Annotated in this window: 3 protein-coding genes and 1 pseudogene; all 4 read right to left on the reverse strand. The window is 52.7% G+C overall.

Translation table 11 applies throughout. The annotated features are described in order from the left end of the window. Nucleotide 1: 1 nt before the first annotated feature. Nucleotides 2-7,909: an SDR family NAD(P)-dependent oxidoreductase gene (locus HPY31_RS23790; RefSeq protein WP_172142721.1), complete on the reverse strand. Its 7,908-nt coding sequence runs from the start codon at nucleotides 7,907-7,909 to the stop codon at nucleotides 2-4. Between the two features lie 70 nt (nucleotides 7,910-7,979). Then, nucleotides 7,980-17,687: pseudogene (locus tag HPY31_RS23795) on the reverse strand (SDR family NAD(P)-dependent oxidoreductase); the annotation flags it as partial. Nucleotides 17,688-17,736: 49 nt separating this feature from the next. Further along, nucleotides 17,737-22,296, reverse strand: a complete 4,560-nt coding sequence (locus HPY31_RS23800; protein ID WP_172142723.1) for a type I polyketide synthase — start codon at nucleotides 22,294-22,296, stop codon at nucleotides 17,737-17,739. A gap of 17 nt (nucleotides 22,297-22,313) precedes the next feature. Next, nucleotides 22,314-25,607, reverse strand: a complete 3,294-nt coding sequence (gene fabD, locus HPY31_RS23805; RefSeq protein WP_172142724.1) for an ACP S-malonyltransferase — start codon at nucleotides 25,605-25,607, stop codon at nucleotides 22,314-22,316.

The raw sequence follows: 25,607 nt of genomic DNA on the forward strand, positions 1-25,607 counted from the left end.
CTTACACCTCGATATCGAAAAAGTACTGCATAGCCTCGCTCTTGGACATTTCGCCGCGCGAAACTCTCTCCAATATAACGCGCAGCTGGGTTTCCTCGCTTCCATGGACGGAGGCTTCGCCATCATCCGTTCCATAATCGAATGCGTAATGGGGAAGATTCACTGTTCCCGCTGCTGGGTGATGCGTTAGGCTTTCCAAATCCACGGATCGTCCTTGAACCCAGTGAAGAGCAATCCGGTACAGCTGTCCAGCATGGTCCTGCCGTTTCGTGTTTACCGCATGTACAGATTTACCCGGCCTGCAATTTGGCGAGATGAATATATCCGGGTCACGCACTTCTTCCCCTGCTCTCAGCGCTTCCAGCTTCAGTCGAAGATCGTCAACTGAACGATAAATGATAGCCAAACGGTATTCCAAATCGTGGTTAATCCGAATCAGCGAGTCCGAAAGCGCTTCTGCCGAGAGATTGCGTTCCTTTCTTAGCAGTCGTAGCATACGATCCGTATAGCTTCGTAAGCTATATTCGGTTTTGGCCGACCAAACGACCAGATACTCTGACGGCGGGTCAATAGCCGCATCCTCCCCAGTTTCTGTCCGGATGTGCGGACCGATATACTCTTCAACGATAAGCACGGCATATGAACCACCAGCACCGAACGAATTGATCATACTCCTGCGTGGGAGCAGGTTCCCATTTGACGGGTCAACCTTCTGCTCCCAGGGCTCGAATTTCTCCTGCAAGTAAAACGGCGTGCCTTCCAATTTAAGATTCGGATTGCGCACGTCAGCATGAATCGATGGAACGAGCATGCAGTATTTCAATTGCAACAGCACTTTACTGAGCTGCGAGATGCCGGAAGCCGCTTCAAGATGCCCGATGTTAGATTTGACCGAGCCGATGGCACAATATTGCTGCTTACTGGTAAATCGCGAGAAAGCGCTGCGTAACGCCGCGACCTCGATGGAATCGCCCAGCGGCGAACCGTTAGCCGCGCACTCTACGTAGGTAATCGATTCGGGATCAACCCCCGAACGCTTGATTGCCGATTCCATAAGCTGTGCCTGCTGCTTCGGATCGGGGACGCTATATTTTTGCCGTCCGCCGCCATGATTAACGCCGCTGTACGTGATGATTCCGAGGATCCGGTCTCCGTCACGTTCAGCCAGCGCAAGCGGCTTGAGCAGCACTGCCCCGACGCCTTCTCCGGGAACATAACCGTCACCGTCGCCGAACGATTTGCTCTTGCCGCCAGTCGCGAGAAAATTGACCTGCTCCAGCGCCTCGTATTTGGACACGTCAAGCGTCAGGTTAACTCCGCCGGCAACAGCCATGGAACACCCGTTTTGCCTTAGGCTTTCGCAAGCGAGATGTATCGCGGTAAGCGAACTACTGCAGGCGGTATTCACTGTTAAGCTAGGACCTGTCAGGTTGAAGAAATGCGATGTCCGGTTTGCGATTTGCCAATCTGTCCGATTCGAGTGAAGCGCCGCCTGCTCCAACGACGGCATCTGCCAGCCATATTGGCTATACATCGTTCCAGCAAACACGCCGATACCAGCCTGCTCCCGGTTCTGCCAATGCTGTATCGCCGATTTGGAATAACCTGCGCTCTCGAACGTTTCCCAGACCGTCTCGAGGAAGAGCCGTGCTTCCGGAGGAAGATCCCGGGCTTCTTCGGCATCCATTTCAAACAACCGATGGTCGAAGCGATCGACTGCATCCAAAAACCCGCCGTAATACGGGGACTTCTGTTCGGTTTCTTTGACCGACGACCCCCGAAGCAACGTTTTGAACCATCGGTCAGCAGGCGCTTCCGTGATGCAGTTCTCTCCCGACCTGAGCCGCTCCCACAGCTCCTCCAATTGATTGGCTTTCGGGTATCTACCCGCTACCCCGATTATGGCGATACCATCCTGCTTCAAGGCACTCGAATTCACATCCTGCTGTTGCGTTTCGACAAACGCTTCACGGACAGAAACCGGGCCTAAAGGTGGCGTTACGGAAATATGCGGGGCTGGAGGCTGCTCCATAACATTCACCTGCCATGATTTTCGAATCTGTTCCGCATAATGATCGGCCAAATAAGCAGCTGCCTCACGAACAGTGTTATGTTCAAAAAGGAGCGTTTTGGGCAACTCTCCGGTCAGTTTCTCCAGCTCGCGGATCAGATCCAACTGCATGATGGAATCCATGCCGTATTTATCGAATGCCGTATCGGAGTGAATATCGTCTGCAGATATTCCGATAATACCGGCCAGCTGCTGTTTAACCCATACCGTTAATTCGTCCTGGGGCACCGCTCCATGATGATGAGCTTTCGGTTTCTTTGGACGGGCAGGACGGTTCACCAAACGGATGTAGGCCCTTAACCGTTCCGGATCGCCATGCATGAAAAGCAGTTGATCCTGGTCGGTGCCAAATGCCCGGTACAAAGCCTGCATACCGTCCATTGCCTTCATGGGAGCCATACCGATCCTGTCTCTTAGGCTCTGCTCGGTTTCCCGGGTAACTCGCATCCCGCCATCCTGCCATAATGGCCAGTTAATGGAGAGCATTCTGCCTTTACGGCCGCCAGCGGATGATTGTCCGTTTCGATATGCTGCGTAGGCATCCATAAAGCCGTTCGCCGCAGCGTAATCGGCTTGTCCGTAATTGCCGAGCACAGCCGCTGCAGCGGAGAATACAAGCACCCAGTCGACTTCCAGCTCCCGGGTTGCGTCATCCAAATGGACAACTCCCTTTACCTTTGCACCCATGACATCAGCAACCTGAGTCTTGGTTTTATGAATTAGAAGACTGTCTCTCAGCAAGCCTGCGGCATGAATGATTCCATTCAGCCGACCGTACTTGGACCTGACGGCTTGGATGACGGCAACGGTCTGCTCCTTATCGGATACGTCCATCTGCATGTATACTGCTTGTGCGCCTAACCTTCCTAACGCAGCAAGCTTCTCGTGGATCGCTGCACTGGCCGGCGTTCTCCCGGCAAGCACAAGCGTCGGAGATGCGACTTTCCCTGCGATCTCCTGGGCAAGTGCATAGCCCAGACCGCCGGCACCGCCTGTAATGAAATAAACGCCTTCATGCTTCCACGGAATGTCAGCCGCCGAAGGGATCTCCTCTCGTTCAACCCAATGCTGAACCTGTCGAACACCCTTGCGATAACGAATCATAAAGTCTTCCGGGCAGCTCTTGTTCTCGATAAGCTTCCAAATTAAGTCCTCTGCTCGAACATTTTGTTCCAGCTCGATGTACTGCCCGATGAAACCGGAATACTCCAGACATGCCGTCCGAAGCAATCCGGTCAGACCCCGGAACAGCCAATCGCTTTCCGAACTGAACGAAGCAATCTGGATCAGCGTCTCCCCGTAAACGCCTTCCGAATGGATAGATTTGAGTTCTTCCATCAATTGAACGGCATAGGTCTCGTAACGCTCCGCTATTTCCGTTGCACGGCCTGCGCTAAGCGTCACATATCGGGTCATGCGGTCAGCTTCCGATTGTACGAAGTTGACGATCGATTTATTCGGTTCGCATAGGAAGACGATATGCCGCGATGTCGTTTCGGAGTCGTCTTCACGGACGGCCTCCTTTTCTACCCATACTGGCTCCCACAAGAGTGTTTCATTTCCTTGTTCGGCTGCTACGTCTTCCAATTTGGGCTCTCGGAATGCTAGACCAATAAGCCGTGCACAAACGTTCCCTTGTTCATCGCACAAATCAATGTCGGTCTGCCGAGTCCGTTCATCGAACGACGCATTCGCGCTCCGTCTTATATGGGCCCACATGTCCGATGTACAGCTCTTATAAACACGAAGCTCCTTAAGGGCAAAAGGAATGACCGATTTAATCCGGTCAAGAACGCTACTTCTGTCCGCGAGATCCGCCGTAGCTACGACACCCGCCGCTTGAAGTGCTGCATCCAGCATGCCGGGATGAAGCCCGTAATGACTGGCCGTTTCCTGGGCGGCAGCCGGCAGCCGAAGCTTGGCCAGCGATTGTTCCTCGCCGATATATAGACGTTCGATGCATTGGAAGGTCGGACCGTAATGCATGCCGATCTCCCTGAAAGCCGTATAACACTGCTGTGCATCCAGCATCGCCAAGCCGCACTTCTGCCGGATTGCATCCAGGGTTACATTCTCCGCGCGAGAAAACGGTACAACCGCGGCTTTGCCTTGGTGGCAGCGTACCGCTTCGTCCTTGTCAGTTGCTGTGGCGTATATCCCATACTCAATGGTACCGTTATCTCCGGTTTCCATATGAATTTCAAGCTCCGTATGCGGTCCGTCCACACTATAGGGCCGGGTCCAGAACAGATCCTTCAGCCTGATTTCATAGTCTCCGCCACTTGATCCAAATGCCATCCCGACAGCGGCTCTGGCCATCTCCAGAAAGGCTACACCCGGTAATAACGATCGTCCCATAATGACGTGATCCGCCAGATAAAACTCGTGGCCAGTGAACGTGGAGCGAAAGCCCGTTCCTTCAACCGCCGGTATTTTACGGTGAAGCAGCGGATGCAGATCGGCGCCCTCCGGCGGTTTTGTCCGGACAGCTGGCTTTGCGGTGGATTCAGGCACCCAATAACGTTCTCGCGCAAACGGATAAACAGGAAGCGCCAGCCTGATATAACGGCCATCCGCAAATAAACGGTCGAATGACATCTCATAGCCTTGCGTATACAGCTCCAAAATCGACGCAATCCGTTCCAAATAGTTCATTCGCTCGGTTTCCCGCGCACACGCATCCATACAGGCATAGCCATAATGATCACTCGGGAGCTCCTCTAGAGGCAGCTGTGCTCCGGGATCGGATTGAACCAGGTCTACGGCTTGCCCGTTCTCTAGCCATGCGGTCAACCGCTCCGCCAATTGTCCGGCGTTCTGCACGATGCAGGCGAGCCTGTGCGGAAAGTGCTTTCGGCCCAGAAGAAGCGTAAAGCTTACATGTCCAAGATCGACATTCGGTTCGCCTTTGACGTACGCCATCATTTGTTCCGCTTGCCTGCGCAGTTGTCCGGCTGTCCGCGCCGACAGTGCGATGAGATAGGCGGGCTTGTGGGTAGGTGGCGGCGCCATATCCGGAGCTTCCTCGATTACCATATGGGCGTTCGTTCCGCTAAATCCGAATGCGCTGATGGCAGCTCGTCGTTTCCCCCCTGCCTCAACCTCCCAATTCTTCAGCGACGTATTGATGTAAAATGGACTATCAGATGCCTCTATGTTTCCATTTATCGATTGAAAATGCAGCGAAGGAGGCAGCTTTCGATGCTTCATGGCCAGCAAAATTTTCAGCAAGCCTGCAATTCCTGCTGCCGCTGTCGTATGTCCGATATTCGTTTTGATCGAACCCAATGCGCAATATCCGGTTTTGCTCGTATGCTGACGGAATGCCCGGCTGAGCGCTTGGTACTCGATCGGATCGCCCAACCGGGTACCGGTCCCATGCGCCTCGACCAATTGGATGTCCGCCGGGTTAAGACCGAATGAATCATACACCTGGCGCAGCAGCATTTCCTGAGACCTCGCGCTTGGTGCCGTTATCCCATTTGTTGTCCCGTCTTGATTTGTGCCGCTACCGCGGATGACGCCATAGATGGAATCGCCGTCTTTCAGCGCATCCTGCAGCCGTTTCAACACGACGACACCTACCCCCTCACCCGGAACGAAACCGTTGGCACGGTCGTCGAATGTATAGCATCGTCCATCGGCGGAGAGCATTCCAGCCCGGGTTGCGCTAATATAGAAGCCTGGCGTTGGCTGAAGAAACACCCCTCCGGCAATGGCGGCCTCGGTCTCCCGGCTCCACAAGCTCTGACAAGCCAAATGGATGGCCACCAGCGAACTGGAGCACGCGGTATCTACCGTTACTGCAGGTCCCTGCAGATTGAGATAGTACGATAGACGTGCGGGAATAACAGACCCTGCGTTCCCCCACATCGCTTGTGCTGGAGGCCGGCCCTCAATCAGCTCGGCGTAATAATTCATATTAAATCCGGCATAAATCCCGCAAGCTCGTCCATCCATTCCCTTTCCGGCATAACCGGCATGCTCCATCGCCTTCCAGGCCTCTTCCAGAAAAAGCCTTTGCTGCGGGTCCATATAAGCAGCTTCCGTTGGGGAGATGTTAAAAAATAACGGGTCAAAAAGATCGAAGCCTTCGATGAAGCTGCCGAAATTGCAGAAAGAATCGTTCTCCATATAAGAAGACAAGTCCCAACGTGTTACCTTCTCCACGAGGTCGTCGCCATTTTCCAGGTGGTTCCACAATTCCTCGAGTGTATCCGATTTGGCAAATTTACCACTCATGCCAATGATGGCGATCGGCTCTTTATAAAAGACCTCTCCCAACTGGTCCGTACCATCGGAGGAAACGGTTTTCTTCTCTTGCTGTACGGGCGGCTTTCGTTGGCCTGCTTCCTTATCAGAGGATACGGAAGGTACGTTGCCATCTGTTTCTACCCATTGAGCCGTAATAACCGGACCGAACGCACTCCACAAATAATCGATCAATTTTCGGATCGAGCTGTAATCGAACAAAATCGTCGTGGATAAGGCGGTCCCCAAGACGTCGTTGATCTGCTTAACGAATTGAACCCCGGTAATGGAATCCAAACCGTAATCGGAGAACGATTCATCCATATCGATGCGCTGTTTGTCGAGCTTTAGCGATACGGACAAGTTTTCCATTAATATACTCCGGATCCGGCGTTTAACTTGTCCTTCATCCATTGCTTCATGGACAGAGACAGAGTCTTTCTCCGTCTTCTTCACCGTAATAGAAGCCGAACCGGTCGCTACCTCCATCCATGCAGCATCAGCTTCGCTGATTCGCGCTTGGCGAACGATACCGTCGCTTTGGGCAATAATGATCTGCTGCCCCAGCGCATGAGCTTCCTTAACGGGGAACAGCACGTGCTGAAAACCCTCTTGACTCAGAACCCTTCTCCAGGTTTCCGGGTAGAGACCAGGACAGCCCGGGATCCGAAGCATATGATCCTCATATAGCCACCACCCTTGCAGCAGCCCGAATGTCAGATGGGCAAACAACGAATTGCCGCTGATCTCATTGATGAGCAGCAGACCGTTTTTTTTCAGCAGCGTCTTGGCGTTTCTGAGAGTTGACCGAATATTAGCCGTTGCGTGAAGCACATTTGACGCAAGCACAAGATCGTAGACGCCTGTTTGAATTTGCTGCTCGGCGCAAGGCTTCTCGACATGATAGAGCTGACAGGTCAAGTATGGCGCCTTCGTTCCAAAGACGGCTTCGGCATGCCGAAGAAATCCCTGCGAAATGTCCGTATACTTATATTCCGCTATCCGGTCCTGATAGGGCGTAAGCTTACGGATCACCATGGCGCTCGTCCCGCCTGTGCCCGCACCGATTTCCAGCAACCGAAACCGCGCATGCGGATTTTGTTTCAAGCTTGCTTCGATATAGGCAACAACCGCATTAGCCATTCCCTCATTAAAGTAATCCGCAATCTCATTGTCCTTATAAATACCTTCAACCAATTCCATGGAAGAGTTAGGAAAAAGGACATCTGTAGCCGGCACCTTGCCTGTTAAGATGTCCGGTAGCCGATGAAGCACCGCATCAAGCAAGGTGACCCGCGCGCGCAAGCTCGAATCTTCCAGCCAGGCCTGTTTGCGGTTATTCCACTCGCTCCATGCGGTTTCCAGCCCAGTGTTTCGATCGTTAGCAAAATAAGCTGTATCCTTCATCCTCAGCCACCCGTGTTCTGTCAGAACGGCCAGGGTGTGCTCAAACCAGCGCGCATATTTACCGTCTATTCCTGCTGCTGCCATTGATGCGGACGTAATAGAACCGGCTTCCGCAAATTCCCCCATGGTTCGAAGCTGCTGCCATAGCAGCCGGCTTAGCAGTTCTTCCATTTCCCTCATACAGAAGCCTCCATCTCCGATTTTTTCCGAATCTATTTGTTTACCCGATCTGCTCCGCAAGGAAGGCCTCCAACTGTCCAAGCGTTGCCTGTTGAAGGAGCGTATCGCTTGTCATAGCAAGCTGATAGTGATCGGATATCCACCTGGAAAATTCGTCCAGCTTAACAGGGTCGAATCCATACTCATAGAATGGGATGTCCGCTTCGATTTCTTCCGCTTGCACATTCAATATGCTCGCTGCCGCCCATAGCAGGGAATTTCCAAGCTGGTCCGCAGACTCTCCCTCTCTAAGCAAGTCCGAAGCTTCAGCCTTCGGAACAGCGGGCAAACGAAGATGATTGACGATATGCTCGAAAGACAGGCTGTCCTCTTCCAGATAAGCTTCCAGCTCATCGGCGATCGACTGGCCAAACATTTCATTACCTTCCGCCGTTTTCATCAGGGCAAGCTGATCGAAAGGTCCGGCAAGCAGCGATTCCAGCGCGTCCATCGCCTCGCCTGGTTCAATAGAGACAATGCCTGCTTGCGCCATTCTCCGGCGGTAATGTTCTGACGACACTGCCCCCGCGCTGCCCCAATAGCCCCAGTTTATGATCTTCACGGCGCATGACCACTCCCTCGCCAGACGCTGCGCGAACGCATCCTTGAACGTGCAGCCTGCCGCATAGTTGCTCTGCCCCTCCTGCTTTAGAAACGCGTTCATTGATGAAAAGAACAGGACAAAGTCCAGCTTTTCATGACCGAATACTTGTGCCATTCGTACGCTCACATCTGTTTTCGGGCGCAATCCCGCAACGAACCGCTCTTCTTCCATGTTCGCCAGGCTTTGATCCAGCAGTACGATAGCCGAGTGAACCAGTCCGTGGATGCGTCCGTATCGGTTTCTTATTTCCTCATATGCCCGCTCCATCGCCTTCCCGTCAGTCGCATCCGCTTGGATATAGTGTGGAGCTGGTCCATGCTCCGCCAGCCGATCGATCTTGGCCTGTATGCTGGTATCCTTCACTCGTCGCCCGATCCAAACGATGTTCGCCTGATAACGCTGAATCATATATTCGCTCCACACTTCTCCGATGCCGCCCGTACCGCCGATGACTACATAGACGCCACCCTTCTTGTATAGGGTAGCTGTAGTCTTGGTCATGCGCACCGGCATCAGTCTCTGCCGGTACCATTCCCCTGACCGATACGCCCATCCATCGCCACGCGCATCTGGCGGGAGTGCGAACAGTTCCTCGAGCGGCCAGCCGTTATCCGTCTCCATGTCCGCAAGACAAACGGACCAGTTCGGATATTCCTTGGCCATTGAGCCGATTAGCCCGTGGAGGCTTGCATGGGCAGGCTTAATCGCTTCGCCGCGGTAAACCTGGACGGTTCGAACCGTGATGATGCTCCACCGTAACGGCTTCATGCCATATCCAAGGGCCAACAAGGCTTTTATGGTCCGAAACAGGAACAGTACCCCTTCACGCTGCGCTTCCAACATGGCCTCCGATTGTGCTATTTCTATCGAATCATCTGGAGCAATCCAGATCAAATGCCCGATTGGACCGGAAAATTCCAGCTTCTGTGTCAATTCCGCCGTGTTCTGTCCCGCATAAACCTGCACATCTGATGCATCCTCCACATGCCGCCTGATCTCCGCTACCCTTGCGGCCGTACCGCCAATAATAACTGTGCGGCCATACGGTTTCCGATCAGCCACGTTTCTTACTGGTGATGGTGCAGGGTCCCACACCGGCACGAGCAATCCATTATTTGCAAGCGGAGATCTAAATTCCTCAGCGGAAATAACCTTTGCCGTCTCATCAGGCTCAAGAGCGGGCTCGGAAGTAGGTCGTTCTAAAGAGTGGAACACCCCTGGTTCATCTGTAGACGATACCGACGGCAGCCAGTAACGCTCCTGTGCGAACGGATAGGTAGGCAGACTGACCCTCTCCGGCTTATCGCCTTCTTCATAAAGACTGCTCCAGTCGATATCCAGCCCTTTTACCCATAGATCCAGGAACTTCGCGTATTTACCTTTGGTCATCCAGGCCCCGACCGCTTTCATCATATCTTCGTCCGCCGCAATAAGCGCAACAGTTTCCCGGTTCTGTTTTACCGATCCTCTGTACAAATCCGGAATTCCTAACTGCCCATCCACATATTGGATAAGCTTTGCCCGCAGCTCCTCGATTGTTCTTACGACGATAGCCATACGCTCTTCCATCGCCTCTCGGCCTACCTGGAGTGTGTAAGACATGTTAATCAGGAAAGAATCGTCGTTTTCGAGGTCTTTATTAACTGCCTGCAGCAGACGACGAGCCCGTTCTTTTAATTGGTCTTCACTTCTGGCGGAGAGCACGATCATGCATTCTCGCTGAGCTTTTGGCGCATGCACGGCACCCTTACGATCCGGAATATACTCGGCAACGATGAGATGAGCGTTCGCACCGCCTGCTCCGAATGAGGAAAGGCCGGCCATTCTCGGCTGCTCCGCGATTTTCCCGTCAAGCACCATCACCGGACGCTCCCACTCCCCTAGCTCACGCTGAACCTGAAACGGCGTAGTAGCAAAATCGATAAATGGGTTGGGCGTGTCGGCATGCAGCGACGGTACCAGCTTCTGGTGCTTGAGCTGCAGCAGCACCTTGGTCAGGCCCGCTATGCCTGCGGCACTTTCACAGTGACCGATATTCGATTTAACAGAGCCGATCGCACAATATTGCTTGTCCTCGGTATAAGCTTCAAACGCTTTAGAAAGCCCGGCAATTTCAATCGGATCGCCAAGAGATGTGCCCGTACCATGGGCCTCTATATAGCTGATTGACCGCGCGTCTATACCCGACTCCTTCAACGCGCGCGCAATTGCGGAAGCCTGCGCATTCGGATTCGGAACATAATAACCGTTCGTTCTCCCGCCGTGATTAATAGATGTCCCCTTAATGACGCCATAAATCTGGTCACCGTCGGCGATGGCCTTCGCAAGCGGCTTCAACAAGACAGCTCCTACGCCTTCCCCGGGGACATAGCCGTCTCCGCCGGCTCCAAAGCTTTCGCACCGGCCTTTGGTGGACAGGAAATTGCCTTGGCCAAGCAACAGATATTTGTTCGGATGCAGCGAGACGTTTACGCCACCGGCGATGGCTGCATCGCACTCTCCCCTTTGCAGGCTGTGGCATGCAAAATGGATGGCCGTCAGTGAAGACGAGCACATCGTATCAACAGCAACGCTCGGACCGTGAAAATTACAAACATAAGATACCCGATTTGCAATCGACGCCGGACTTCCGCTCAGGGCGACCGGATTACCATTCATCGTCTCCTGAACTCCGTAAAGCTGGTACTCCTCGTACATGACACCTGCGAATACCCCTACACTGGAACCGGCACCGTCCCCTTTTCTTCCGGTAAGACTGTCCCGGGTGTAGCCAGCATCCTCGATTGTTTCATAGACACACTGCAAAAAAAGCCGCTCCTGAGGATCCATAAGCTCGGCTTCACGCGGCGAAATATTAAAAAACAACGGGTCAAACTGATCGACACCCTCCAGAAACCCGCCCCACTTGCCATTTGTTTTGCCGGACGTTCCTTTGGCAGGATGGAAATAAGGGGTATGATCCCATCGTTCCTTCGGAATTTCTGTCACGCAATCGACGCCCTCTTGCAGCAGCTCCCAAAACTCATCCATATTTCTCGCACCCGGATATCTGCCAGCAACACCAATTATCGCGATATCAAGGGGAGCACTGCCGGGAAGGCTACGCTGCTTAGGGGCGGCATCCTCGCTTTCCTTCTCTGGTAAAAGTACCGTTTGCCGCGTGGCAGAATGCTCCGGCATACGCGCATCTTCCTCTAGCACCTTCGGCTGAAGACGATCGCCGAATAATTGCGCACACCGTGATTCGTGCCGCTGTATGAAAAACTTCGCCAAGTCACGCAGATTTTGATATTCAAAAAACAGCGTTTTCGGCAAGGAACCGAATAGACTCTCGAGCTGTCCCGTCAATTGCATGACGATAATGGAATCCAGCCCGAACGTCATCATGTGCGCATCCGCTTCCACCCGATGTAGAGGCAGCCGGATGACGGAGGAAACGATCTCCCTTACTTTTAGGAGGACACGTTCTTCCACTTCGGTCGAAAGGGTGTCCGTTGCCGATTCGTACTGCTGCACGTCATCCGACGATACTTGGATATCCCCTGTCAGAGCTTGCTCCAATCGATCAGCGCTTCCGGCCGCGACAATCACGTTCGGCGAACCGATTGACATCGCCTGATCGAAGGCCCGGATTCCGGCTTCGGTGGCCATCGGAATCAATCCGATCGCCTTGGCGAGCTCACGCTCCGCATGCTCGCCTGCCCGCATGCCGCCTTCTTGCCATAACGGCCAGTTAATGGAACAAGTATGGCCTTTTCTTTGGCCCTCCGCGGCAAGTCGGCTGCGGAAGGCGGCATACGCGTCCATAAACGCGTTCGCCGTGCTATAGTCCGCCTGCCCGGGATTACCGAGCCAAGCAACCACAGATGAAAACATGACGAATACATCCAAAGGGATGTGCTTCGTTCCTTCATCCAGGTGGACGAGTCCCGAAACCTTAGGAGCCAATACGGTATTCCATTCGTCCTTGCTTTTGCGAAGTAAATAATTATCCGCATGCACGCCGGCGCTGTGAAGGACCCCGTTCAAACCGCCGTATTCCGTCTCAATAGCGTGAACCAGCCGCTTTACCTCTTCCATCCGTGTCATATCGGCTTGCTTGTATACAATGTCAGCGTTTCCTGAAACTGAATTTTTGATCTCGTACAGCTTATATGGATCGCACTGTGCTCGGCCGGTCAGAATGATCGTCGCTCTGCGTACGGCTCGGGCGATTTCCTTCGCAAAAATGATACCCAGTCCGCCTGCTCCGCCCGTAATGAGATAAACGCCATCGTCCTTCCATAACCGGGAGTTTGTTCCCTCTCCAGGAGCCCTTCTCTTGAGTGTCATCACCATACGACGAGAGCCTTCATAGCCGATATGCGTATCCTCCGGATGATCGAGATTATCCCGAAGCTTTTGCACGATTGCGTCCGCTATTTCGTCTTGCGAAATTTCGATCAATTGCCCAGACATATGCGGGTTTTCCAGACGCATCGTTTTTAGCAGCCCGCGCAGTCCCGCTAGCAGCTCGCGACCGCTACCGGGGGTATAAACGATCTGGATGACGCCTCTCCCTGTTACTTGGCGCAGTAAGCGCTGGGTCTCTTCGAAGATCCTCTGCGCGAAGTGGCTGAATCTCTGCTCCATGGTGGCCTCTTCAGCCGTTAGCACCAAGCAACGGACACCAGGAAACGCGCTTTCCACCGATGCTTGCAGCATGGGAGAGGGCTCGCACAGGATCACGGTATGCTCGGTTACTGGCGAATTCGCAATTCCAGGCCGCGGAGCTTTGTCCCTCCATTCCGGAACCATAAAGAGGACATCCTCTTGCCTAGCACCCGCCTCCATCGCTCTGGCGCAATACCCCTTCATTCGTACGCAAATATTCCCCTGTTCGTCCAGCAAATCGATGTCAAGGCTTGGAAGCTGATTGTGTCGACCGCTGCCGCTGCTGAAGCGGGCGAAAGCCCACATAACAGGCAAGCATTCACTCAGCAGTTCCATCTCCTGTAGCGCAAAAGGAAGCGGCGGAGAGGTACCTGGTTGGTAGCCGACTTCCGTATCGAGTCCGAGCAGCAGGCATGAAGCTGCCTGCAGCGCGCCGTCCAGCAAGCTCGGATGCAGCGCAAAACTCTGCACAGACGCAGCTAAGGATTCGGGAAGCACCAGCTTCGCAAGCGCCTTGCCCTGTCCGGTGAGCAGAATGTCCATGACCTGATGAGAAGGACCATAATTGACACCGATCCTATTAAATGTCTCGTAGCATTCCGTCCGGCTGATTGAACGTGTAGCGCATTCCTTCAGCAGCCGGTCGATCAGAATGCGCGGCTGCTCACCTGGCTCCTCCAGGCATACGGAGCCCTCACTGCATAAGACGGTTTCAGCTTCTGCCGGACCGTATACCCGAAAAGCAATATCGCCGTCGGTTGACGGTGTCAGCGTAATTTCGGCCGAAACGGCTGCAGCCCCTGCCGTAATGGGCTTAGCCCATATCACATTTTTGAGCCGGATCTTCTTCCCGCTGTATTCCCCATCGCTTACGGCCGACTGAACGGCTGCCCTTGCCATCTCTAAATAGGCAACTCCCGGCAGCACCCGCCGCCCGTGCACCACATGGTCTTCCAAGAAAAACTCTTTGCCAGTAAAGGTCGACGTAAACCGTTGTTCAGCGAACGTAGAGACATTCCGATGCAGCAACGGATGGAAAGCCTCCGAGGATTGCAAAGCTTCCTGTGCTCCTGCACGGGGACTGCTCTCGCCCTCGTTTACCCAATACCGCTCATCGGCAAAGGGGTAGGTCGGAAGAGACACTCTGTTATAACTGCACCCCTCGAACAATCGTTCATAGTTCAAGGAATAGCCTTGGCTGTATAAGTTTGCCACGGCGGTCAGACTCTCGATAAACTTGGCATCTTGGTCGGCCGCTGCGCAAATGGCTATACATTCATTGCCATACTGTTTCAGATCTGGCTTCTCCCGTTGCTCTTTCGTAAGGGCATCAGATGCATAGATACCCGGACCTTCTCCATTCATCAGCCAAGTTTCAAGACGGAGAAGAAGCTCCTCCGTATCCCTGGCCAGGAAGGCGAGCCGGTCGGCAAAATGTCTCCGTCCGAGAAGAAGCGTTAAGCTCATATCCCCGATGAATACACTGCCGTTCTCTCGCCTGCAAAACGCAGCAAGCCGTTCCGCTTGCCTGCGTAGCTGCTCACCTGTCCGGGCCGACAGTACAATCAAGTAGAGAGAGAGCCGCCGCTTACTCCGTCCGATATGCGGTGGCGCCTCCTCAATGACGGCATGGGCGTTCGTTCCGCTGAAGCCAAACGAGCTGACAGCAGCGCGGCGCGGCGTGCCGGGCTCCGTCTCCCAAGCCCGAATGGACTTGTTGATGAAAAACGGACTGCCTTCCAGGCGGATATTCGAATTGATGCGCTCTGCGTGCAGCGACGGCGGCAGCTGCTTATGCTTCAAAGCAAGCAATATTTTCATAACGCCGGCTACTCCGGCAGCTCCGACTGAATGGCCGATATTCGTTTTGATCGAACCTAGAGCGCAATAATGCTCCTTATCCGTATAATGCCGGAACGCACGCGTTAAGGCCTGAAACTCGATCGGATCGCCCAGTCTTGTTCCCGTTCCATGCGCCTCTATCAATTGGATCCCCTGCGGATCGAGCTGGAAGCGGTCATACACTTGGCGCTCCAGTCGTTCCTGGGATTTGGCGCTTGGCGCTGTAATGCCGTTGGTCGTCCCATCCTGATTAATTCCGGAGCCCCGGATGACACCATAAATATGGTCGCCGTCTGCCAATGCGTCCTTCAGCCGCTTCAGCATCACGACACCAACCCCTTCGCCGGGTACAAAGCCGTCCGCCCGTTCATCGAACGTATAGCAGCGGCCGCTCGGCGAGAGCATACCGGCTCGAATGGCGTTTTCATAAAATCGAGTCGTCGCTTGCACGAAAACACCGCCTGCTAATGCCATTTCGACCTCATTGGACCAAAGCGCTTGGCAAGCCAAATGAATAGCCGTCAGCGAGCTGGAACAGGCCGTGTCAATCGTAACCGCTGGCCCCTGCAGATTAAGAAAGTACGCGATACGGGATGGGATTACGGATATGGCGTTCCCCCAAAACGATTGAGCCGGGGGTTGATTACCGAATAATTCATGGTAATCGCTTCCACAGCATCCGACATAGACCCCGCATTGCCGGCTTGAAGCCGCCGATCCCGCGTAGCCCGCATCCTCAAGCGTTTTCCACGCTTCTTCGAGAAACAGCCTTTGCTGAGGGTCCATATACGATGCTTCCAGTCCCGAAATATTAAAGAACATTGGATCAAACCGGTCGATCTGGTCTAAAAAGCTGCCTTCGCGGCAAGCATCTGAGCCGCTCCAGGCCGGGTGGGAAGAAAGATCCCAGCGGGTGATCGGGCCTACCAAATCATGGCCACTTGCAATATGCTGCCACAGCTCGTCCGTCGTTTCCGAGCCGGCAAACCGTCCGCTCATCCCGATAATCGCAATGCCCTCCGCTGTCATCGGATCACAAGCAATCTCCTTTTCTTGCTCCGCAGTTTCGATTACGGTGCTGCCAGTTGCGACATTAGTTGCTTCTGCTTCTGCTTTTGGTTCAAGCACATTGTTATGTATAAAAACGTCCATATAAGTCGACTGGATATGTGCAGTCAATTCGTTTACGGAGGAGTAGTCGAATAGACTCGTTGTTTCCAGCTCCACCTTTAGCGCCTCATTCAATATACGCACCAGATGAATGCCAAGGATGGAGTCGACGCCGTAATCGGCAAACGATTCATCGTCTTGGATAATATCGGCACTCACCTTCAACGATTCGGCCAGTTTCTCCCGAATAACCACTCGAATCATTTCCGATATCGCGTGTCGGTCAATGTCCTGAACGCTCGCCGCCTCTACTTCGGCAGGCGGCGCTGGGTAACCATGCTGCGTTTCGATCCGATCCAAGCGTTCTGAAGACGAAGCCCGGGATCTCGTAGGCTCTGCAGCACCGGTAGAGGCCGAACGTTTTTCAAGCTGTCGAACGATGCCATCGCTCTCTGCAATGACAATTTGCTGCCCCCATTCATGTCTGCCTTCAGCAGGGAAAAATACGTGCCGAAAACCCTCCGCCTCCAGCACCCGCTTCCATGTCTCGGGATACAATCCGGGACATCCGGGTATTCGGAGCTCTGCATCCTCATACCTCCACCAGCCTTCCAAAAATCCGAAGGTAAGATGGGAGAACAGGGAGTTGTCATTTAATTCATTGAGAAGAAGCAGCCCATTCTTTTTAAGCGCGGCTTTGGCATTGCGCAGTGTTTGCCTGATCTGCTTTGTAGCATGGAGAACATTCGTCGCAATCACCAGCTCATAGGCTCCTGGCTCTATGCGCTGCTCCGCAAGGGGTTTCTCCAGATCGAATATTTGACAGGTTAAATACGGATTGTCAGGCCCGTATTCTTTCTCGGCGTGCATAAAAAAAGCACGAGACAGATCTGTGTAGCAGTATTCCTCAATATTCGCCTGATACGGTTTCAGCTTGCGAAAGACCATCGCGCTCGTTCCGCCCGTGCCGGCGCCGATTTCTAAAATCCGAATGCGCACCGATGCGTCCTGACGCTTTCGTTCTTGTACATAATCGACCACAAGGTCTGCGATCACTTCATTGAAGTAATCCGCGGCCAGATTGTTCTTGTAAATCCCCTCAGTCAGCGCCATGGAAGCTTGAGGGAATATAACGTCGGTTGCAAGAATTTTGCCCGTAATAATCTCCGGCAGCGCCTTAAGCGCGGCTTCTGCCAAGACGACCTGCGCTTTAAGATTCGGGTCGGCGAGCCACTCCGTTTTTTGTCGGTCCCATTCTGCCCAGGTGGTCTCGATTTGGACAAGCGATGTATCGTAAACATCGATATTGCCGCCGCTAACCTCGAGATAACCGTGCCGCGCAAGTACAGCGACACTTTCTTCCAGCCATCTCTCATATATCCCGCGCAAGCCGGCAGCTGCTTTTAGCGCATCCATTGTCGTACTTCGTTCCCTAAACATGCCAATCGATTGCAGTTGACCCCAGAGTAGCCGGCAAAGAAGCGGATCGTTCCACTTCATTTGCAGACTTCCAACCTTAAATCCCGACATTAGCAGGCCATCCTTTCTTTTGTTATGCATCGCCTTCGTATATTGGGTATTAGCTCTTGTCAGCGCCGATTCTTGTTGCCTCGCGCACACATGAACTAATCTGACGCAGCGATGCTTGAGCAGACAGCTCGGCCGGCTGCAAATCGATATGATACTGCTGATTTACGGACAAGAGCATTTCGTTAAGAACGACCGCATCGACCCCGTATTCCTCCAGCCGAGTATCCACATCAATTTCACCGAAATCCACTTGAAGCCATTTTGCGGCTAAACCAGATAAATACGTCAGCACAGGATCGGCTGTCTCATCGGCCGATACCGAAGAAGCTGCTACAGGATACTCCTGCTCCGAAGCACTGCGCCTCTTTCGCTCCGTTATTAGCCGTTGGATATTGGACGAGAGCTGTTCCGGATAGTTTGAAATCCATTCATCATTTTTCATATCAATGAGCGGATAAGACTTTGTTGTTTTAATTAGCATCATTTGGTCAAAAGGCCCGGAAAGGAGCATCTCCAGTGCGTCCATCGCTTCTTCCGGCTCGATGGAGCCAACCCCTGCTTGTGCCATGCGCTTTCGGTAATGCTCAGAGGAAACGATTCCTGTGCCTCCCCAGTAGCCCCAGTTTATGACCTTCACTTTGCATGGCCATTCCATCGCCAGACGCTGTGCGAATGCATCTTTGAAGGTACACCCTGCCGCATAATTGCTCTGACCTCCGGGTTTTGCAAAAGAGTTCATGGAAGAGAAGAACAGGACGAAATCCAATGGTTCCCTTCCGAATACCTGTGCAATCCTTACGCTCACGTCCACCTTTGCCGTCAATCCCGCTGCGAACCGTTCCTCCGACATATTCGCCAAACTTTGATCCAAAAGCACAATTGCCGAGTGTATGACGCCATGGATCTGTCCGTAGCTGGATTTTATACTCTCGTACGCCAGTTCCAGCTCCTTCCCGTCCTTTGCGTCTGCTTGGATATAGCACGGAGACGGCCCCAGTTTTGACAGCCGATCGATCTTCTCCTGAATACCAGAATCAATCTCCCGTCGGCCAATCCAGACGATGTTCGCCTGATACCGGCGAATCATATATTCGCTCCATGCTTCTCCGATTCCGCCGGTTCCGCCGATTACCGCATAGACCCCTCCCTTCCGATAGGCTGTACCTTCGGGTTTGGGGATCTGCGCCGGGATCATTTTCTGCCGGTACCACTCCTTGGACCGGTATGCCGATACGTCGCCCCGCTCATCAGGCGGCAATGCGATCAACTCTTCAATCGGCCAAGCATCTTCCCGCTCCAAATCGGCAAAGCTAACTGACCAGTTCGGATATTCTTTGGCCATCGAGCCGATAAGCCCATGCAGGCTTGCATGAGCCGGCCGAATCGTTTCCTTCTGGAATACCTGCACCGTTTGGAATGTGATGACGCTCCACTTTAACGGCTTTGCGCCATATCCAAGCATAAGAAGCACTTTGATGATCCGAAATAGGAAAAGCACACCTTCATGCTGCGCCGCAAGCATCGCATCCGATTCCGCTGACTCTATCGAATCGTCAGGCGCAACCCAAACAAAATGGCCGATCTCGCCGCATTTCTCCAGCTTTCGTGCCAATACTTCCAGGTCATCCTCCACCTGTAGCTGTACATCCTGCGCATTCGGAATCACCCGCCATATCTTGTCACGGCTAGCTGCCGAACCCCCGGCTATTACGGTTCGTATGTTCGGAGCATCCGTTTTACGTGCTGCCGGTGTGATCGGGTCCCATAGTGGCACCATTAATCCCGCATACGCCTTTGACGCTTCCGGTTTTACAGGATCTGAGACGCCATCGGCGAACCCGCCCTCCAGCGGCCTTAGGACGAAGCCCTTGATACTCACACAGACACTGCCGTCCTCATCGCATACATCAATACGGAGACGTTTCGTCATTTTGCTGTCTTCCGCTTCTTCCTCGCTTACAATCGCCCAAGCAGCAGAAGCGCACGGACGTATAATTTCGAGCTCCCGCAGCGTAAAAGGCAGCAAGGGCTTGCCGCTTTCACCAACCGCCGTTTGTCCGGCATTTGAATAACCGTAAACCGCTGTCTGCAGAGCGGCGTCCATCAAGCTCGGATGAAGAATAAAGTGATTTCGCGTATCGGAAATAGGTTCTGGTAGCAACAGCTTGGCGGCAATAAAGCCGTCCATTTGATTTAGTTGCTCAATTCCTTGATGAGCCGGACCATAATGAAGACCCATCCCCCGCATACGTTCATAACAGACGAGCGATGGGACGGGGGTTCGCCCGGAGTTTAAGAAATCTTGAATTTGCAGCTTCCTGGAAGCCGAATCAGCCGAACGAAACGAGACATGACCTTCGCAATGAAGAACACGCTCTTGCTCTGATTCACCGGATACGCTGTACACTTGAAAGCTGCAGCTATCGTCATTTTGAACCGAAAGCGACACATGAACCTCAACAGAGCTATCCGCCACAATAACAGGCTTCGACCACACCACCCGATTCAGCACGATACGCTTACGTTCGCCTAACCATTTCCTGCCGGCCTGTTCAGCCGCCTCGCGAACCATTTCCAAGTAAACGACACCCGGCAATACACGCTTCCCGGCGACGACATGATGAGCGAGAAAAAATTCCTCTCCTGTGAAAACCGAGCTGTAGCGAACCCCGGCAAAGTCCGATGTGTTCCGATGCAGTACAGGATGAAGCTCACCTACACCTCCGCTGCCTGACGTCGGCACAATGGCGGATTCCGGAGCATTGCCCGTAATCCAGTATCGTTCTTTGGTAAAAGCATAGGTAGGCAGTCGAAGTCTGTTCAGGTCCATTCCTTCAAAGAGCACCCATGCATCGAAGTCATAGCCCTTTACGTACAGCTCTGCCAAAGCCGATATTTTCTCCCGATACTTTTGCGTATCATTCACACATTCACGGAGCTCCCGGATCAGTAGGCCTGCCAGCTCTTGAAAAAGCGCAGTTTTGGTCTTTTCTATTTTGGAAGCTTCCTGCTTCAAAAATTGCTGTGCCTCTTTCCGGTCGGACAACAGCTCCTTTAAACGACCTTTAAGCTCCTCCACACTTTGAGCCGCGATAGCGGTACGAATGCCAAAATGCTGCTTGTGCAGTAGCAAGGCTGCACTAAGGTCCGCGGCTTCACACTCGCTTCCTTCGCTGTCCAACCATGCAACGAACGTCTCTAGGGATAAAAGAAGCGATTTTTCAGACTTTGCGGAAAAACAAAATAGATGGTACGGCAATCCATGCTGCGCCATCTTGTGAGACGGCCTCTGCGGCGCTTCCTCAATCAGCACATGCCCATTCGTCCCTCCGAAGCCAAACGAGCTTACGCCGGCTCTTCTCGGAAGCGGCTGTTGATTATGATCCAGAAGCGGCTCCCATTCCCGCGGCCGGTCCACCATATAGAAAGGAGTCTCGGTTAATTCAACCCGATGGTTCAACGTTTTGAAATTTTGTAATCCGGGGAGTGTTCGGTGCTTCATGGAAAGCAGCACTTTAATGACGCCCGCGATGCCTGCTGCGGATTCGGCATGTCCGATATTTGTTTTGGCTGAACCGATGCCGCAATAACGATGACTAAGCGGCTTATCCATCTCTGCTTCAAGTTTTTGAAACGCAAGCGTAAGGCCCTGAAACTCAATCGGATCGCCTTTAGGTGTTCCTGTGCCGTGTGCCTCCATATAATTCACCTGATCCGGTGTTAGACCCGCTTTGCGGAACGCCTCCTCGATGACTTCAGCCTGCGCCTGTGGATTCGGATAAGTTAAGGTATGTGTCTTACCGACATGATTCACAGCGCTTCCTTTAATGACGCCATGGATTAAATCGCCGTCTTTTTCCGCCAGTGCCAAGGGCTTCAGTAAAATAAGACCGGCGCCTTCACTGCGGACATAGCCATCCGCATTATCATCAAACGTTTTACAGGAGCCCGTAGGTGACAGCATGCCTGTTCTGGAAAATGAAATATGGCGGGTCGGAGTCAGGATCAGACTGACGCCACCCGCCAAAGCCATGCTGCATTCACCTGTCTGCAGCGATTGGACCGCTAAATGAATCGCTTGCAGCGAACTTGAACATGAGGTATCCACCGAAACGCTGGGCCCTCTCAGATTCATAAAATGGGAGATTCGATTCGCGATAACAGCTGCTGCGGTTCCCGTCGAATAATGTGCTTCAATAAGGCTAGAGGGCCTCTCCTGCAGTTCCTTGTAATCCAAGTTGAACACGCCGATATAGACCCCTGTCTTGCTGCCCGATAACGCTGACGGGACGATCCCGGCATCTTCAAGACACGACCAGGAAAGCTCAAGCATCATCCGCTGCTGCGGGTCCATCACCTCCGCCTCTCTGGCCGATATGCCGAAGAACGCGGCATCAAAAGCGTCTACATCGTCAATAAAGCCGCCCCATTTGCTGTTGGTCTTCGTATATTCAACTTTCGGATCTCCCCAATAATCTCGCCAGTCCCACCGCTCCTTGGGAATTTCCCGGATGGATGAACGGCCCTCGATCAGATTGGACCAGTATTCATGATAATTCCGCGCCCCAGGTAGTCTGCAGGACATTCCGATGATTGCTATATCAACCATAACGTTCTCCTTCTCAGTCAATTGCCAACTAATTCGGAAATTCGGTGGTTCAACAGGGCTGCCGTTTCATTCAGCAGCATCTCTCCAATCTGATCGATATGACGGTTTCTCCAATGCTCCAGCTCCGTGCCCAGCACCCATTGGTTGAATGCTCCGAGCGCAGGACCGCAATGAATCTGGTAATCTACCTTATGTTCCTTGCTGCCCGTCATCGCCAACCGCGTCGAATAGGAGAAATACCACTTGAATATAAGGGCCATTTTATGCTTCGGATTACGCTCCGCTTTCTCAATTTCGGCAGGAGATTTGTATGCGATAACTTCCTGATAGATTTCTTCAAAGGAGCGATGGAAAAACTTATCCTGAAGACGCTCCCTTGTCGGCTCGTCTATTTCTTCCAAGGCGTTGAAATGCCGGTACAGATCATACAATTTATTCGCTCTTGCAGGGAAAAACAGGCCCTTCTTTAAAACCTGTATCTTGGCGCCGATTTCAAACATATCGCCCGCCGGCGCATAATCGGTATCCTGCACATTCGCCTGCTGCAGAAGGTCTTTAGCGGCATCACTAGTCGCAGCCTCCACCGTGCATTGGTTAATCGAACCGGTCACAAGGAAATCCGCACCTAGCAATATCGCGGCAGCCGCAGCCTCAGGAGTTCCGATCCCTCCAGCAGCACCTACGGAAATCTCGCTCGTATAACCATGTTCGCGTACCATATCGTCACGCAGCCTGATCAATGTCGGCATGAGCACATACGCGCTGCCTTGATCGGTATGTCCACCCGAATCCGCTTCGACGCACAGATCGTCGGCAACTGGCACCATTTGCAGCAAGCGGCCTTCTTCCTGCGTGATTTTACCTTCTTGAACAAGTTTCTCAATGATCCGCTCCGGTGCCGGCCTTAGGAAGTTGGATGCGACCTCGGGTCTAGAAACCTTGGCGATAATTTTGTTTCGAACCTCCACCGTTCCGTCCGCTCTTCTTGTCAGTCCCTTCGCCCGATATTTAATGAGCGCGGGAGTCATCGTAATGAAGGAGGAAGCCTCTATTACGGTTATGCCGTACTTCAAGTAAAGATCGGCAACCGCTTCCTCGAGAGCCTGGTTATCCGGATGGTGAAGAAAATTCATTCCATAGGGCTCGCTGCCGCGCAATTGACGCTGAATGTCCCGAATCGCTTCCTCGATTTGCGTAATCTTTAGTCCTCCGGAGCCAAAGAAACAGAGCATGCCGGCCTTTCCGGCTTTTACAACCATTTCAGCCGAGGAAATCCCCTTGTACATCGCGCCCAAAACATAGGCATATTTCAGACCGTACCTTTCCTTGAACGCCGGGCTGCCAAGCGAAGCTGCCGTGATCGTCTTCCGGACGCTGGGCATGGAGAGCGATTCCCTGTCAACGATCGGCAGGTCGTCCATTTGTTCGTTTGTGCTCGACTCCTCCGTCGTTTCTTCCTCTACGAATAACGGAGAGCTCGACTGTCGAATCTTCTCCGTCAGTTTTGTAAGCACATCCTTCGGCCCAACCTCCTCGAACAGCTCTACCTCTTTTCCCATTAAATAGCGAATGGTGTCCGTCCAATTGACGGAGCTTGTGATTTGCTCAGTCAAGTTGCGTTTGATTTCATTTAACCGATACGGACGGGCAGACACGTTTGCGATGACAGGGATAACAGGCTCCCTGAAGATAAAGTTATTTAGAAATTGCTCGAATTCTTTCTTCGCTTCATTCATATACCGGGAATGGAATGCGCCACTGACATTAAGCGGAATGTACATCCCTGCCCCTGCCTGTTCAAAAATGCGCTGCGCCTCCATTATATGGTCTTTACGCCCCGACAAGACGGTTTGCACAGGCGAATTATAATTGGCAACGTCGATTTCCAAGTGTCCATTCCGGCGAATCATGTCTTCAACCGCTTGCGCTTGCATGCCGATTACTGCCGCCATTCCTCCGCCTGTAGCCAGGGCCATCAGCTCGCCCCGCTTCTTCACGAGACGCAGTCCGGTTTCGAAATCGAAAACCTCTGCCGCAAACAGGGCGTTATACTCGCCCAAGCTATGACCGGCTACAAAGTCGGGACGTCTGCCTGTTTCCTTTCTTTTCTTCATATACATCAGAGCATTGACGGTATATAAAAGCGGTTGGGTAAAAGCGGTGTTGCTCAGCTGATGCTTCGGATCGTTCAGGCATAGCTCCTTTACCGAATAACCAAGAATGGCATCCGCCTTTGCAGTCATATCCGGAAATTCATCAAAAAGTCCCTCCCCCATGCCAACGTGCTGCGAGCCTTGTCCTGGAAAAAGATATGCGATCATGGTTTCGTCTTTCCCTCCCGTAATCGAGTCATTTGGTCGTGCGATCGTTCGCTTGAGCTCATTCATTTTCTCAAAGTCAAAACCATATACCGTCAGAAGCCCGGTGCTTTCAGAGCTTGAATCGTCCTTAAAGAGACGTTTCGTGAAATTTGCGAGCACCCCTGAAGGGCTCAAATCCAAATAAACGGCGGGCTGTTCCCGCTCCATAGCAGTTACTGCTTCCCGAAACCTCATCGGCTGCCTGACCACATCCCAGAAGTATTCGTGCCTCAAAGCTTCAACCAATTCTCCAGTCATGCCGGACAAAAAAGGAACGGCCGGTTTCTGAAACGATAAGGTACGAAGATGACTCATAAACGCGTTTTCGGCTGGATCAATTTCCCTCGAATGAAACGCGTAGGAGACAGGAAGCCGAACGGAAGCAATGCCCTTATCCCTCAAATGCGTATGAATGCCGTCCAAGCCCACATTACGGCCAGCGATCACGAAATGCCCATCGTAGTTAACTCCTGCCAGCTCAGTGTTGTTATATAAGAGCGGGTTGTCCCAAAAGGTGCGGGGATCATCCAATACAGCAAGCATCCCCCCGCTTTCACAACTCATCTCAAAGATTTGAGCCTGTTTGATGAGAGCAATGAGGGCCTGCTCCGGATCTATAATTTTGGAGACAGCGGCCGCAACAAATTCCCCGAGACTGCTGCCCAATACATAATCAGGAAAGATCCCGTGATGAATCATCTCTTGTGCCAAGGCGTACTGCACCATAAAAAGAGCCGGATGAGTAAAAAGCGTTCTATCGAAAGATTCTGCTTTCGAATGTCCAGGGTCATAGAGCAGCTGCATGATGGATCGGCCAACTAACGGTTCTGCAATTTGATCCAGCCGGGTCATCCATTTTTCGAATACATCTCCCTCAGTCAGGAGCGTCTCACCCATGTGATAATGTTGGGAGCCTTGACCCGAGAACATAAACACGACTTTTTTCTCCAT

It is taken from the genome of Brevibacillus sp. HB1.3, from assembly GCF_013186635.1.
In the GTDB taxonomy this organism is placed as follows: Bacteria; Bacillota; Bacilli; order Brevibacillales; family Brevibacillaceae; genus Brevibacillus; species Brevibacillus brevis_D.

What these genes read in the sequence shown, in the direction of transcription:
- HPY31_RS23790 (WP_172142721.1), bottom strand. Translation starts at nt 7,909, where the DNA reads ATGAGGGAAATGGAAGAACTGCTAAGCCGGCTGCTATGGCAGCAGCTT.
- HPY31_RS23800 (WP_172142723.1), bottom strand. Translation starts at nt 22,296, where the DNA reads ATGGTTGATATAGCAATCATCGGAATGTCCTGCAGACTACCTGGGGCG.
- fabD (WP_172142724.1), bottom strand. Translation starts at nt 25,607, where the DNA reads ATGGAGAAAAAAGTCGTGTTTATGTTCTCGGGTCAAGGCTCCCAACAT.